13 protein-coding genes and 1 pseudogene are annotated in these 13,538 nt (G+C 38.1%); all 14 read left to right on the plus strand.

Annotated features, from left to right (window positions below):
• Positions 1–177: 177 nt before the first annotated feature.
• The gene (locus MHB40_RS05520) at positions 178–1,404 is read left to right on the plus strand and encodes an amidohydrolase (RefSeq protein WP_342534082.1); all 1,227 of its coding nucleotides are present in this window, start codon (positions 178–180) and stop codon (positions 1,402–1,404) included.
• Positions 1,405–1,585: 181 nt separating this feature from the next.
• Complete coding sequence (locus MHB40_RS05525; RefSeq protein WP_342534083.1) at positions 1,586–2,995, plus strand: C4-dicarboxylate ABC transporter permease; 1,410 nt, start codon at positions 1,586–1,588, stop codon at positions 2,993–2,995.
• Between the two features lie 47 nt (positions 2,996–3,042).
• Positions 3,043–3,444 carry a nucleoside deaminase gene (locus MHB40_RS05530; protein WP_342442706.1) on the plus strand — a complete coding sequence of 134 codons (402 nt, stop codon included), beginning with the start codon at positions 3,043–3,045 and terminating at the stop codon, positions 3,442–3,444.
• Positions 3,445–3,466: 22 nt separating this feature from the next.
• Complete coding sequence (locus tag MHB40_RS05535; RefSeq protein WP_342534084.1) at positions 3,467–4,690, plus strand: amidohydrolase; 1,224 nt, start codon at positions 3,467–3,469, stop codon at positions 4,688–4,690.
• 28 nt (positions 4,691–4,718) lie between these two features.
• On the plus strand, positions 4,719–5,939 hold the full coding sequence (locus MHB40_RS05540; RefSeq protein ID WP_342534085.1) for an amidohydrolase: 1,221 nt from the start codon (positions 4,719–4,721) through the stop codon (positions 5,937–5,939).
• A 131-nt stretch (positions 5,940–6,070) separates the two neighbouring features.
• Complete coding sequence (locus tag MHB40_RS05545) at positions 6,071–7,306, plus strand: amidohydrolase (protein ID WP_342534086.1); 1,236 nt, start codon at positions 6,071–6,073, stop codon at positions 7,304–7,306.
• 69 nt (positions 7,307–7,375) lie between these two features.
• Positions 7,376–8,148, plus strand: a pseudogene (locus tag MHB40_RS05550) (sodium:solute symporter family protein); the annotation flags it as partial.
• Positions 8,149–8,465: 317 nt separating this feature from the next.
• Positions 8,466–9,236, plus strand: coding sequence for a FliA/WhiG family RNA polymerase sigma factor (locus MHB40_RS05555; protein WP_205441974.1), 771 nt, complete (start codon positions 8,466–8,468; stop codon positions 9,234–9,236).
• 23 nt (positions 9,237–9,259) lie between these two features.
• Positions 9,260–9,562 carry an RNA polymerase subunit sigma gene (locus MHB40_RS05560; RefSeq protein WP_342442709.1) on the plus strand — a complete coding sequence of 101 codons (303 nt, stop codon included), beginning with the start codon at positions 9,260–9,262 and terminating at the stop codon, positions 9,560–9,562.
• A gap of 9 nt (positions 9,563–9,571) precedes the next feature.
• Entirely contained in the window at positions 9,572–10,150 is a 579-nt protein-coding gene (locus MHB40_RS05565) for a hypothetical protein (protein WP_342442710.1), read from the plus strand.
• 156 nt (positions 10,151–10,306) lie between these two features.
• Positions 10,307–11,026 (plus strand): 30S ribosomal protein S2, encoded by a 720-nt coding sequence (gene rpsB, locus MHB40_RS05570; RefSeq protein WP_008180715.1) that lies wholly within the window; start codon positions 10,307–10,309, stop codon positions 11,024–11,026.
• Between the two features lie 101 nt (positions 11,027–11,127).
• Positions 11,128–12,015 (plus strand): translation elongation factor Ts, encoded by an 888-nt coding sequence (gene tsf / locus MHB40_RS05575; RefSeq protein ID WP_016994555.1) that lies wholly within the window; start codon positions 11,128–11,130, stop codon positions 12,013–12,015.
• Between the two features lie 216 nt (positions 12,016–12,231).
• On the plus strand, positions 12,232–12,957 hold the full coding sequence (gene pyrH, locus MHB40_RS05580) for a UMP kinase (RefSeq protein ID WP_205441977.1): 726 nt from the start codon (positions 12,232–12,234) through the stop codon (positions 12,955–12,957).
• Positions 12,957–13,514: a ribosome recycling factor gene (frr, locus tag MHB40_RS05585; protein WP_205441979.1), complete on the plus strand. Its 558-nt coding sequence runs from the start codon at positions 12,957–12,959 to the stop codon at positions 13,512–13,514. The genes pyrH and frr overlap by 1 nt, the downstream gene beginning before the upstream one ends.
• Positions 13,515–13,538 lie beyond the last annotated feature (24 nt).

The raw sequence follows: 13,538 nt of genomic DNA on the forward strand, positions 1-13,538 counted from the left end.
TTATTCATATATACACTCTTCATGTTAGCATATTTGTACAAAGGAAAAGCCTTTAATCAGAAAACTACAAATTATATAAAAAATGTAGTTTGTCATAACAAATGCCTTGTCCTGGAAGTCAATCAAAAGAATAGGGTGAAAAACAGCTAAAAACAAGTCACATATGGAGGAATGGTGATGCAGCAAGAGTATTGGTTAATGAATGTGCTTCTTGAAAAAAGCTATGAGAAGGACAGAAGTGTCATTGTAGGTACGACAACCGAGCTTTGTCACCTTCATATTAAAGAAGGGATCATAGTGAATATCTTATCAGCAGATCAACCAGTAGACAGCAATATCGAAAAAATTGACGGAAAAATGAAATTACTCATGCCGAGTTTTATTGAAAAACATGTTCATCTAGATAAAACATTTCTAGGTGGACCTTGGGTTGCTGTAAAACAGGAAGAATCCATTATTGATCAATGCAAGCTCGAACATAATAAATTAATAGCATTGACAATGACTACTGAAGAACGGGCAATAGTTTTATTAGATAAGTTACTACAGAATGGGTCTACTCATGTTCGAACACATGTAGATATTTACCCTGAAGTAGGACTTGAAAATATTGTAGAAGTTATGCAAGCATTGACTCATTTTTCTGGGAGGCTTTCCTATGAAGTAGTTGCTTTTCCACAGCACGGTTTAGTTAGAAAGAAGGCTAAGAGCATGGTTCGAGATGCATTGCGCCTTGGGGCAGGCATTGTCGGTGGTGTTGATCCTGCATCGGTCGATTGCAATATTGAAGAGTCCTTATTCCAAATGATGGATCTAGCTGTGGAAACAAATGCGGAAATAGATCTTCATCTACATGATAGTGACTACTTAGGTATTTATACAATGAAACGGTTAGCAGCACTTACAATGGATGCTGGCTGGCAAGGACGTGTAAATATTAGTCATGCTTTTGCATTAGGACAAATTCCATTAACTGAAGCTGAAGAAATGGCAGACCTCCTAGTGGAAGCAGGTATTTCCATAACGACAGCTTTACAACATAATGTTACCTTGCCACCTGTTCCACTGCTGAAGGAAAAAGGGGTACGAGTTGCAGTGGGAAGTGACAATATTTACGATGCTTGGAGACCATTTGGTAATGGAGATTTGCTTGAGCGCGTTGGCCGCTTAACAAATAGATTCCACTTGTTAGATGAATATTCTTTAGATCAATCACTTGGTTATATCACGAATGGTATCACATTATTAGACAAGGAAGGCAATAGAATGTGGCCCATTCAAGGTAGTGAGGCCAATATGGTATTAGTGGAAGCTGGCTGTGTAGCAGAAGCAATCGCTCGACGTGTAAAACGAATAGCTGTTTTTTTTCAAGGAAAGCTTGTTGCAGGAACGATACATGGTTAAACGTGTTATCACTTAAAAAGACGAAATTTTCTGCAAATTAAATTGCGATCACTGTTTATTCTATTAATTAATCTTAATAAAATCTATTCATTAGGAAAAACCAGATTTATCTTGGTTGTACATTTTGATAGATTTTTTCAACTAAGAGAAAGTTTAGCTGCAAAGGGGAGAAAGTGGAGTTATGACTACAGTTCAGTCAAATGATCTTCAAAACAAAAAAAAGAAAATAAGAGAAATAAATGTTTTTGTCCTTATTTTATCAATGTTAGTGATTGCAACTATTATTACTTACATTGTACCAACTGGTGAATATACCCGGTCAGATGTGGATGGCAGAAATGTAGTAGTGCCTGATACGTATCAGACGATTGAATCTTCACCAATTAGTTTGATGGGGCTCATTACATCTATTCATACAGGAATGGTAGATTCAGCACCTATTATTTTCTTTGTACTGATTATTGGTGGAACATTGGGGGTATTATCAGCAACTGGAGCAGTTGAAGCGTTAATTGCCACAGCTTCGAGAAAGTTCGCCAAAAAAGAAAAATGGTTGATTCCAATTATTATGCTGTTTTTTGCCTTAGCAGGAACATTAATAGGGATGGCTGAAGAAACATTGGCCTATATTGGGATTTTGGTGCCTATTGCCATCGCACTTGGATTTGATGCTATTACAGGGGCAGCTATTGTATTGGTTGGGGCATCTGTTGGTTTTATGACAGCCGTGTTAAATCCATTTACTGTAGGGATTGCACAGGGGATTGCTCAATTACCGCCATTTTCAGGGATTGGCTATCGTATTGTGTTGTTTGTTATTACGTATTTGGTTTCTGTTTGGTATATTCAGCGCTATGCTTTAAAAATAAAACGTGATCCTTCAAAAGGATTTTTCCCAATTGGCAAGTACGACAAATTAGACGATACAGCCAATGTTCAACTTAATACTACACATAAGATTGTCCTCGGTTGTTTCTTACTAAATTTTGTTGTGCTTATTTTCGGTGTGATTAAGTTCAGTTGGTATATTACAGAAATTGCTGGTATTTTTACGTTGCTAGCTATCGTCATTGCTTTTGCAGGGAAAATTTCTGCAAACAAAGCAGTGAATGCATTTATGCAGGGTGCAGGTGGTATTTTGTCAGGGGCGTTAATCATCGGTGTTGCGAGAGCAATTGTTGTCGTGTTAACTGATGGTCATGTCATTGATACATTATTATTTCATGCATCATCCTTAATTCATCATTTCCCACCTGTATTGAGTGCTGTAGGAATGTATTTTTTACAGTTTATTCTTCACTTTTTTGTTCCTTCAGGAAGTGGTCAAGCAGCATTAACGATGCCTATTATGGCACCACTTGCTGATCTTGTAGGGGTGACACGTCAAACAGCTGTACTTAGCTTTTCAATGGGGGACGCCATTGGCAATATCATCTTCCCAACAAATGGCCCACTTATGGCAGCACTTGCATTAGCTGGTATCCCATGGGTGCGTTGGTTGAAATGGATTTGGCCACTGGTTGCCATTCACATTCTCATCGGTTTGACTGCAGTCATCGTCGCACATTTTATCAATTACGGCCCGTTTTAATGTATGACAAGGTAATAGGAATTCGCTATTTCTAGGAGGGAAACGATATGAAATCACATGACTTTATGAAACAAGCACTTGACTTAGCTAAGGAAAATGAAAGAACAAAACATGGTGCTCCTTTTGGTGCAATTGTGGTGAAAAATGGACAGATGATTGGCTCTGGTGTAAATGAGGTTGCAATCACCAATGATTTGACGAATCATGCAGAGATTCAAGCAATCCGTCAAGCTTGTCATGCACTGAAAACGACCAATTTAGAAGGTTGCGAAATGTATGCAAGCACAGAACCATGTCCTATGTGTTTGAGTGCCATTTATTATTCTAAAATTTCTACAGTTTATTATTTTAATGCTAGTAATCCTAGTCAAAATTATGTCTACCATCAACTATCTTTACCCCATCAAGAGAGGGCCATTCAGATGGTTCATCTAGCTAGTAATCTTTAATAAAATTCGGGAGGTTCAATTAATGATACCAACAGCGTATTGGCTAACAAATGTACGATTAGAAACGGGTTATCATTACGATAATGGGGCCGTTATAGAAACAAAAACGGCTCTTTTTAATATACAAGTCGAAAATGGTAAAATAACACAAATTATAAGTGTAGATCAGCCTTTAGAAACAGATTTACCTAAGCGAGATGCACATAGTTATTTAATGCTCCCTTCTTTTAGAGATATGCATATTCATATTGATAAAACCTATTTTGGTGGGCCATGGAAGGCTCCTTCGATTCCAACAGAAGGTCTAATCACAAGATTAAAAGAGGAAGAGATTCTACTGCCTAGCTTATTGCCTGTTGCAGAGGAAAGAGCAAAAAATATACTTGATTTGCTGTTACATGCGGGTTCAACACATATTCGTACGCATTGTAATATTGACCCGTTTATTGGGTTGAAAAATTTAGAAGCAGTCTTAAGAGCTAAAGAGGCTTACAAAGATAAAGTTGCTTTAGAGATTGTTGCTTTCCCGCAACATGGGCTATTACGTAGTGATTCCATTTCTTTAGTAAGGGAAGCTTTGCGAAGTGGAGCGTCTCTAGTAGGTGGTGTAGACCCAGCAACGATCGATGAAAATATTGAAAAATCTTTACAAACGGTGATGGAATTAGCGGTGGAAGCTAATGCAAATGTTGATCTGCATATCCACGATCCTGGCCATCTTGGTATTTTTACCTTTAAACGATTAGCCGCATTAACAGAGGAAGTGGGTTGGCAAGGTCGAGTGACAATTAGTCATGCGATGGCCCTTGCTGATGTTTCTATTAATGAAGCAAGTGAAGTCGCAGCGTTACTAGCACATCATGGTATTGACATTACCTCGTCTGTTCCATTGGATCATACCATTCCTATTCCTCTATTAGATCAAAAGGGTGTTCAAATCTCTTTAGGTGATGATAGCATTACGGATCACTGGTCACCGTTTGGTATAGGTGACAGCTTAGAAAAAGTGGGTACGCTAGCTGAACGCTTTGGTTTAAGTGATGAACGTTCACTTGGTCAAAGTCTAAAGTATATTACGGGAGGCGTAACACCTTTAAGCAATGAAGGACAGCTCCTTTGGCCGAATATTGGAGATGCAGCGAATGTCGTGTTTGTTGAAGCAACTTGTTCAGCAGAAGCAGTAGCAAGGAGAGCAAGAAGAGTGGCAGTTCTCTTTAAAGGAAAAATAGTTGCGGGCGGGCTTTAATTATTGAAGAGGAAAGGATAAATCTGAAATGAACTCTACTTTTTGGTTAACAAATGTACGTCTTGAAACGGATTATCATTTTGAAAACGACACGATTACCAAAACGAATACGGCTTGTTTTCATCTATTCATTAAAGATGGAAAAATTGCAGAAATAGTTTCTGCTAATAGCCTATTAAATGATGATTACCCAAAAAAAGATATGAAACAGCTATTAGCATTGCCTTCTTTTATAGAAAAACATTGTCATTTGGATAAAACTCTCTTGAGTGACCAATGGCGGGCAGTTACACCTGTGAACAATATTTTCGAACGTTGTGAAATTGAAAAAGAGGTACTTCCAGCCTTGCATACAACTACACAGCAACGCGCTGAGGAATTACTTAGTCGTTATGTGCAGTTAGGCGTTACACATGTACGTACGCATGTGGATTTATATCCTGAGGTAGGTTTGAAAAATTTAGAGGAGGTTCAAAAAGCTTTACAAACTTTTGAAGGGAAGTTGTCTTATGAAATCGTTGCCTTTCCGCAACATGGTCTATTACGAACAAAGGCAACCAATTTAATAAGGGAAGCTTTACGTTGTGGGGCAGGATTTGTCGGAGGTGTCGATCCAGCTACAGTGGATGGTGATATTGAGGCTTCCCTACAACAAATGGTGGAACTCGCTGTTGAAGGAAACGCAGGAATTGACTTGCATTTGCATGACCCAGACCAATTGGGTACTTTCACCATGAAGAGATTAGCCCAATTAACAAAAGAAGCTGGTTTACAAGGCAAAGTAGCCATTAGCCATGCCTTTGGGCTTGGAGATGTTTCAAGCACTGAGGCAGAAGAAATGGCGGACATCTTATGTGATGCAGGAATTACGATTGTGACGAGTGTACCCCTACGTAGAAAGTACCCACCTGTTGGTTTATTACACAGTAAAGGAGTACCCGTTGCAATTGGGTGTGACAATATCTTTGATGTTTGGTCCCCATTTGGTAACGGAGATCTATTAGAACGAGCTGGTCGTTTGGCAAAAAGCTCAGGTTGGGGGGATGAACGCTCATTAGCCCAAACTCTTCAATTTATTACAGGGGGAAAAACCCCACTCAATCAAGCGGGTGAGCAAACATGGCCAAAAGTGGGAGATAGTGCAAATATGGTGTTCGTGGAGGCTTCTTGCTCTGCTGAAGCAATTGCTCGAAGATCTCAACGCAAGGCAACTCTATTCAATGGAAACTTTGTCTATAGTTCGATTTAAAGCAAAAGCTTATTGATAAGGGATGGTATTATTAGCTTCTATTAGAAACCATCCCTATCTAAATTGATAATTTTTTTGAATTTAATTTTCTTAATATTTTAATAATTGATAGAGGAAAGGTGAAGCGGATTATGCAGGGCTCTACATTTTGGATTACAAATGCGCTATTAGAAAGTGGTTTTCACTATGAGGATGATGTAGCCATTGAGACCATCACGGAAAAGGTTCATATTTTAATAGATAATGGCTTTATTACAGCTATTGTTGCTGCTCGTACGCCATTAAGCGATCAACTACCTAAAAAAGATGCAAGAAACTTATTAATTCTTCCCTCATTTATAGAAAAACATTGTCATTTAGATAAAACATTGATTGGAGACTCTTGGAGATCCTGTCGTCAAGTAGCCAACCGAATCGAGCGCTGCAACTTTGAAAAAAATTTGCTACCTACTTTAGCAACAACAACTAAAGAAAGAGCAGAGGCGCTTTTACAAGTATTAGTAAATGCTGGATCAACGCATATTCGTACCCATGTTGATATTTATCCTGAAGCAGGACTTCATTATTTAGAAGCTGTACAGCAAGCATTGACAACATTTGATGGAAGATTATCACATGAGATTGTAGCCTTTCCACAGCATGGTTTACTACGTACAAACTCAAAAGATTTAGTGAGAGCAGCTTTACGTGAAGGGGCTAATTTGGTAGGTGGAGTCGACCCTGCTGTTATAGAAGGTGATATTGAGGCATCTTTACAGCAAATGATGGATATTGCTGTGGAAGCAAATGTTGGTATTGATCTACATTTACACGATCCAAGTCATCTTGGAATTTTTACGATGAGACGTTTAGCAGCACTTACAGAAGATGCAGGCTGGCAGGGAAGAGTAACCATTAGCCATGCCTACGGGTTAGGGGAGGTTTCTTTAGCTGAGGCAGAAGATGTAGCTGACATGCTAGTAGCATCGAATATATCGCTTATTACGAGTGTGCCTATTCATGGCCCTATACCTCCAATTGATTTATTGAGAAAAAAGGGAGTGCCCATTGCTATAGGGTGTGATAATATTTTTGATTCTTGGTCTCCTTTTGGAAATGGCGATATTCTTGACCGAGCAAGCCGTATGGCAGAGCGATTTAACTGGATTGACGAGCAATCATTAGCTCAAACACTAGGCTTTATTACGAATGGTAAAACACCTTTAGATCAGATGGGGAAACGAATCTGGCCAAACATTGGTGATGAAGCAAGCATGGTATTTGTAGAAGCAAGTTGTTCAGCTGAAGCAATAGCTAGAAGATCTAGACGCCCCGCTGTTATGTATAAGGGAAACGTAGTTGCAGGTGAACTGAATGCAGTTGAGTAGGACAATCATTGTCGATTGTAAATTTGAAAGGAGAACATACTTTGAAACTTATCAAACTATTAGCATCATTCCATACCTAGTGAAGGGTTAAGTCCGACATGGTTTATTTCTACAGTATTACTAACCTCGCTTGGGTTTTATATGTACCCACATGCATTTGGTGCGATATATGCAGGTAAAAGTGAAAAAGCATTCCGCAAAAATACAATTATTATGCCATTATATCAATTGATATTGCTCTTTGTATTTCTTGTTGGATTTGCTGCGATTCTTCAAATTCCGACTTTGCAAGGTGATGAAGTTGACTTATCGCTATTACGTTTATCTAAAATGGCTTTCGATCCATGGGTCATGGTGTCATTGGAGCTGCTGGCGTACTACCAGCATTAGTTCCAGGCTCAATGCTGTTACTGTCTGTCGCTACATTACTAGCAAAAAATGTTTATGGTGTATTTGTACCAACTGCTACATAAAAACAAATTGTTCAGTTAGCAAAGTTTTTAGTACCTTTCGTTGCATTAATCGCACTGTTCTTCACATTTCAAAGTGGAACGATGGGTGCAAGTATGGTGACACAACTGTTTCCGTCTCTGATGTTTAGTCTGATGAAAAATAATTTTGTGACAAAGCAAGGGGCCTTTGCAGGTATCATAATGGGTGAAGCAGCCGTAGCCTATATTACGCTGTCAAAAACGACCATTGCCACTTCGTTTCCGTTGCTTCCACATTGGATGAAAGATGTCAATGTAGGGATCATCGCTCTTTTGCTCAATGTTATGGTTATGTTGCTCGTCAGTATGGCTACTCAAAAATCATATAAAAAGAATCCAGTAGCTTTATAAACTATAAGCTTTATCATACAAAACTGTATCCAAGTGTCATTACACAATGAGGGTACAGTTTTTCTATGTCTTTAAAAAACAAAGGAATATATTAGAGACTAAGAGAAACAAATGAAATTATAGTCGATTCTTGTTATAATATAGGAAAGATGGCAACTGCTTATCGGGCTTTTAACTATTCAGGGCTCACGTCTAGATTAGCTTAAATGTGGATTTTTTTAAATAACCGAGAAATCCTGTTAAATGATAAATTTTAAGAGCGCAAGTAGTCGTTGGCAAAAGGGCGTGAAAAAGCGTTTTTTAGAGAGGTGGATTTCATGACACAACCAATTCTGAACGATGAGCAAAAACTATGGAATCGCTGGATACATGAGCGTGATCCAGATGCTGGTGATTTACTTATAAAAAAATACATTTCTTTAGTATCTTATCATGTCCAACGTATTGGTGCAGGTTTGCCAAAAAGCGTATCACGTGACGATTTAACGAGTTTAGGGATGGTAGGGCTTTTTGATGCACTAAATAAATTTGACATTAACAGAGATTTAAAATTTGATACATATGCTTCGTTTAGAGTAAGAGGAGCCATCATAGATGGTTTACGAAAAGAAGACTGGTTACCGCGGTCAGCACGCGAAAAAGCCAAAAAATTAGATGCTCAAATTGAACAGCTAGAGCAAAAATATATGCGTCATGTAACACCTGAGGAACTTGCGGAGCATATGAAGTTACCTGTTGAAGATGTTTATCAGACGGTGCAGGAGCATTTTTTTTCCAATGTTCTTTCTATTAATGAACAACAAGATCAAGAAGAAACAGATGGCAAGTCATTTGTCATCCGAGATGATACAACCAAAACACCTGAGCAAGCTATCATTAAATCAGAGTTATTAGATGATTTAGCTGAAAATATTCAGAAACTCAATGAAAAAGAACAGCTTGTACTAAGTTTATTTTACACAGAGGAATTAACTTTGACTGAAATTGGTGAAATGCTTGAACTATCAACATCACGCATTTCACAAATTCATTCAAAAGCGCTATTAAAGCTACGAAAGCTATTATCGAGTGAAATGATTAATGCGTAAATATCCTTGAGGGAGAGATTCCAATGAGTTTAAAAGGTGTTGAGTTACAGATTGCTATTCCAAAAACATTTGAAGCAGGAAAAATGGCAGATCAGGCACAGCAACAAGTATTAGCCCAACAAGCACATGCAAATGAAGCATTAAAAAAAGAAGTTGAGCGTCAACAGAAAATTGTCAATACATCTGAAGATATGGATGAAATTAGTGAGGATGAAGATGCAGGCGGTGAATATTTAACAGGTATTCATAAAAAGAAAAAAAAGGATCAACAAGAAAAACAGGCACAACATCCGTTTAAAGGGAATTTCGTGGATTTTAGTGGATAGGAGTTTACAATGACAACCATTCTAATAGCGGTGCTATTCTTTTTACAGCTCATTTCATTTTACTTTCTTATCATTTTAAACACAAAGTTAGCAAAGTTTAAAGATTTGGAAAAGAAGCAAGAACGATTAATGAGGGAAATGGACGACACCATTAGTGTGTATTTAGCTGAAATGAAAGATGAAAATGACCGTCTTATTAAAGAGTTACAAAATGTCTCACAGTCTGAAATAACGGCTAGTAGCATGCAGCAAACCGAGCAATATGTGGCAACTCAGGAGCAGTCGCCTCTACCAGTAGTACATGAGGTAAAAAGTGATAGTTCTCTAGCCTTAGATAAAGATGCTCGTATCTATGTACCTAAAAATATTGTCGCAAATGCTTATTCACGTCAGCAACAAACAGGTTCAAAAATGGTGCAATCAGCCCCACCTCTAAAAGTGGAGGAGCAAAAAGAACCAGAAAAATTGCTGACAGTGGAACAGCAGGTTCTAGAATTAGCAAAGCAGGGAAAATCACCAGAGGAAATAGCGAAACAACTGCAAAAAGGCAAAACAGAAATCGAGCTTTTACTGAAATTCCATTACTAAATTGTTGCGAATCGTTCAAAGCTATGATATAGTTGCAAATGGTGTTATTAATACACACGCATTTTGATGTAGTAAGTGGTGCTCTAAGCTTAGGGTAGCTTGTTGCAGATGATAAATGCGGAGGATAAAAACCAAACATATTAGGAGGAAATTCACATGTCAGTAATTTCTATGAAACAATTACTTGAAGCTGGTGTACATTTCGGTCACCAAACTCGTCGTTGGAACCCAAAAATGAAGAAATATATCTTCGTTGAACGTAACGGGATCTACATCATCGACTTACAAAAAACTGTTAAAAAATTAGAGGAAGCTTATGACTTCATGCGTCAAGTTGGTCAAGACGGTGGTAAAGTTCTTTTCGTTGGTACGAAAAAACAAGCACAAGAAGCGATCAAAGATGAAGCTGAACGTTCAGGCAACTACTACATCAACCAACGTTGGTTAGGTGGTACTCTTACAAACTTCGGTACAATTCAAAAACGTGTTGCACGTATGAAACAAATCGAAAAAATGGAAGAAGAAGGAACTTTCGAAGTTCTTCCTAAAAAAGAAGTAATCCAACTTAAAAAAGAACACGAACGTCTAATCAAATTCTTAGGCGGTATCCGTGATATGCACGATCTTCCAGACGTAATGTTCGTGGTTGACCCACGTAAAGAACGTATTGCGGTTGCAGAAGCTCGTAAATTAAACATCCCTCTAGTAGGTATTGTTGATACGAACTGTGATCCAGATGAAATCGACTACGTAATCCCTGCTAATGATGATGCTATTCGCGCTGTTAAACTTTTAACTGCTAAAATGGCTGACGCTTTAATCGAGTCAAAACAAGGTGAAGAAGAAGCTCCAGCTGTAGAAGTTGCTGCTGAGTAATTCACGTTTACAAAAAGGTGATAAGTGGCTCAGAACCCTTATCACCTTTTTTAGAACCTATCATTAAATTATGTTCAACCAATTTGAGGAGGAAACACTAAATGGCAAACATTACTGCACAATTAGTAAAAGAATTACGTGAAAAAACTGGCGCTGGTATGATGGATTGTAAAAAAGCGTTAGTACAAACAGATGGCGACTTAGAAGCAGCTATCGACTTCCTACGCGAAAAAGGTCTTTCTTCAGCTGCTAAAAAAGCTGACCGTATCGCTGCGGAAGGTACAACTTACATTTTAGAACAAGGTAACGAAGCAATCATCCTTGAAGTAAACGCTGAAACTGACTTTGTTGCGAAAAACGACAAATTCCAAGTATTAGTTGCATCTTTAGCAGAGCAATTACTTGCTGCTAAACCTGCATCAGTTGAAGCTGCTTTAGAGCTTGCAAATGCTGAAGGCGTGAAAATTGTAGATCAAATCTCTACTGCTATTGCAACAATTGGTGAAAAAATTACACTTCGTCGTTTCGAAATTAAAACAAAATCTGATGCAGATGCATTCGGTTCTTATTTACACATGGGTGGTCGTATTGGTGTATTAGTAACTTTAGAAGGTTCTACTGATGCAGCAGCTGCTAAAGATGTTGCTATGCACATTGCAGCAATCAACCCAACTTATGTTTCTCGCGATGAAGTTTCTGCTGAAGAAGTTGAACGTGAGCGTAAAGTATTAACTGAACAAGCTCTTAACGAAGGTAAACCAGAAAACATCGTTGCAAAAATGGTTGAAGGTCGTCTTGGTAAATATTTCGAAGATGTTTGCTTACTTGACCAAACTTTCGTTAAAAACTCAGATCAAAAAGTACGTGATTTTGTAGCTTCAACTGGCGGTTCTGTAAACGGCTTTGTACGTTACGCTGTTGGTGAAGGTATCGAAAAACGTGAAGATAACTTTGCAGAAGAAGTAATGAGCCAAGTTAAAGGTAACTAATTTAGCTTGCATTTGATTCTAATCAAATAATATCTAGATTATCTAGACAAAAAAATGGGGAACACAACATAGCGTGTTCCCTATTTTTCCGAAGTGAATGAAAAATTGAAGATAATTTTCTATTCTGCCTTATTCATAACTAGCAATTATTGTTAGATATACTATAATGGAAAAGGGAATAGGGATGTTTTAAATAAAGTCTTACGGAGGTTTACAATGAGTGTACCGCAATATAAACGAGTAGTTATTAAACTAAGTGGTGAAGCGTTAGCTGGAGAAGCGGGCTTCGGTTTATCACCAAAAATAATCAAGTCTGTTGCAGAAGAAGTAAAAGAAGTAGTAGATCTTGATGTAGAAGTTGCTGTTGTTGTAGGTGGCGGTAATATATGGCGTGGGAAAATAGGTAGTGAAATGGGAATGGATCGTGCAGCTGCGGACTATATGGGCATGCTGGCAACCGTAATGAACTCCCTAGCTTTACAAGATGCACTTGAAAAATTAGGCATTGAAACACGTGTTCAATCTTCTATTGTGATGACTCAAGTAGCGGAGCCATACATTCGTCGTAAAGCAGTTAGACATCTTGAGAAAAAGCGTGTCGTTATCTTTGCAGCAGGGACAGGTAATCCGTTCTTCTCTACTGATACGACTGCCGCATTACGAGCAGCAGAAATTGACGCTGATGCAATTTTAATGGCTAAAAACAATGTTGATGGCGTTTATTCAGCGGATCCTAAATTGGATGAGACAGCCATTAAATATGATACACTCACATACTTAGACGTTATCCAACAAGGCTTACAAGTAATGGATTCAACGGCTTCTACTTTATGTATGGATAACGATATCCCGCTAATTGTTTTCTCAATTACGGAGCCGGGTAACATTAAACGTGCTGTACAAGGCGAGAAAATCGGAACAGTTGTTAGGAGGAATGTATAATGGCTAAACAAGTATTAGAACAAGCAAAAGAAAAAATGAACAAAACAATCGCTGCTTTCTCACGTGAACTAGCTTCTATTCGTGCAGGTCGTGCGAATGCATCTCTATTAGATCGTATTTCGGTTGATTACTATGGAGCACCAACACCAATTAACCAACTTGGGGGTATTTCTGTACCTGAAGCGCGTTTATTAGTAATTACACCTTACGATAAATCAATTTTAGGTGATATTGAAAAAGCAATTATGAAATCAGATATTGGTATCACACCAACAAATGATGGTTCTGTCATTCGTCTAATGATCCCAGCTCTAACGGAAGAGCGTCGTAAGGATCTAGTAAAACAAGTGAAAAAAGAAGCGGAAGACGCAAAAATTGCTGTACGTAATGTTCGTCGTGATGCAAATGATGATTTGAAAAAACTTGAAAAAGCTGGCGAAATCACAGAAGACGATCTACGTGGCTTTGGTGAAGATATCCAAAAATTAACAGATGAATTCATTGTGAAAGTAGATCAAGTAGCGAAAGATAAAGAAAAAGAAATTTTAGAGGTGTAAACTATACTTTTACACGTCTATGAT

The sequence above is a fragment of the Lysinibacillus sp. FSL K6-0057 genome (assembly GCF_038630885.1).
GTDB lineage: Bacteria > Bacillota > Bacilli > Bacillales_A > Planococcaceae > Lysinibacillus > Lysinibacillus fusiformis_F.

What these genes read in the sequence shown, in the direction of transcription:
- MHB40_RS05520 (WP_342534082.1), top strand. Translation starts at nt 178, where the DNA reads ATGCAGCAAGAGTATTGGTTAATGAATGTGCTTCTTGAAAAAAGCTAT.
- MHB40_RS05530 (WP_342442706.1), top strand. Translation starts at nt 3,043, where the DNA reads ATGAAATCACATGACTTTATGAAACAAGCACTTGACTTAGCTAAGGAA.
- frr (WP_205441979.1), top strand. Translation starts at nt 12,957, where the DNA reads ATGGCTAAACAAGTATTAGAACAAGCAAAAGAAAAAATGAACAAAACA.
- MHB40_RS05560 (WP_342442709.1), top strand. Translation starts at nt 9,260, where the DNA reads ATGAGTTTAAAAGGTGTTGAGTTACAGATTGCTATTCCAAAAACATTT.
- MHB40_RS05545 (WP_342534086.1), top strand. Translation starts at nt 6,071, where the DNA reads ATGCAGGGCTCTACATTTTGGATTACAAATGCGCTATTAGAAAGTGGT.
- MHB40_RS05535 (WP_342534084.1), top strand. Translation starts at nt 3,467, where the DNA reads ATGATACCAACAGCGTATTGGCTAACAAATGTACGATTAGAAACGGGT.
- MHB40_RS05540 (WP_342534085.1), top strand. Translation starts at nt 4,719, where the DNA reads ATGAACTCTACTTTTTGGTTAACAAATGTACGTCTTGAAACGGATTAT.
- pyrH (WP_205441977.1), top strand. Translation starts at nt 12,232, where the DNA reads ATGAGTGTACCGCAATATAAACGAGTAGTTATTAAACTAAGTGGTGAA.
- rpsB (WP_008180715.1), top strand. Translation starts at nt 10,307, where the DNA reads ATGTCAGTAATTTCTATGAAACAATTACTTGAAGCTGGTGTACATTTC.
- tsf (WP_016994555.1), top strand. Translation starts at nt 11,128, where the DNA reads ATGGCAAACATTACTGCACAATTAGTAAAAGAATTACGTGAAAAAACT.
- MHB40_RS05525 (WP_342534083.1), top strand. Translation starts at nt 1,586, where the DNA reads ATGACTACAGTTCAGTCAAATGATCTTCAAAACAAAAAAAAGAAAATA.
- MHB40_RS05555 (WP_205441974.1), top strand. Translation starts at nt 8,466, where the DNA reads ATGACACAACCAATTCTGAACGATGAGCAAAAACTATGGAATCGCTGG.
- MHB40_RS05565 (WP_342442710.1), top strand. Translation starts at nt 9,572, where the DNA reads ATGACAACCATTCTAATAGCGGTGCTATTCTTTTTACAGCTCATTTCA.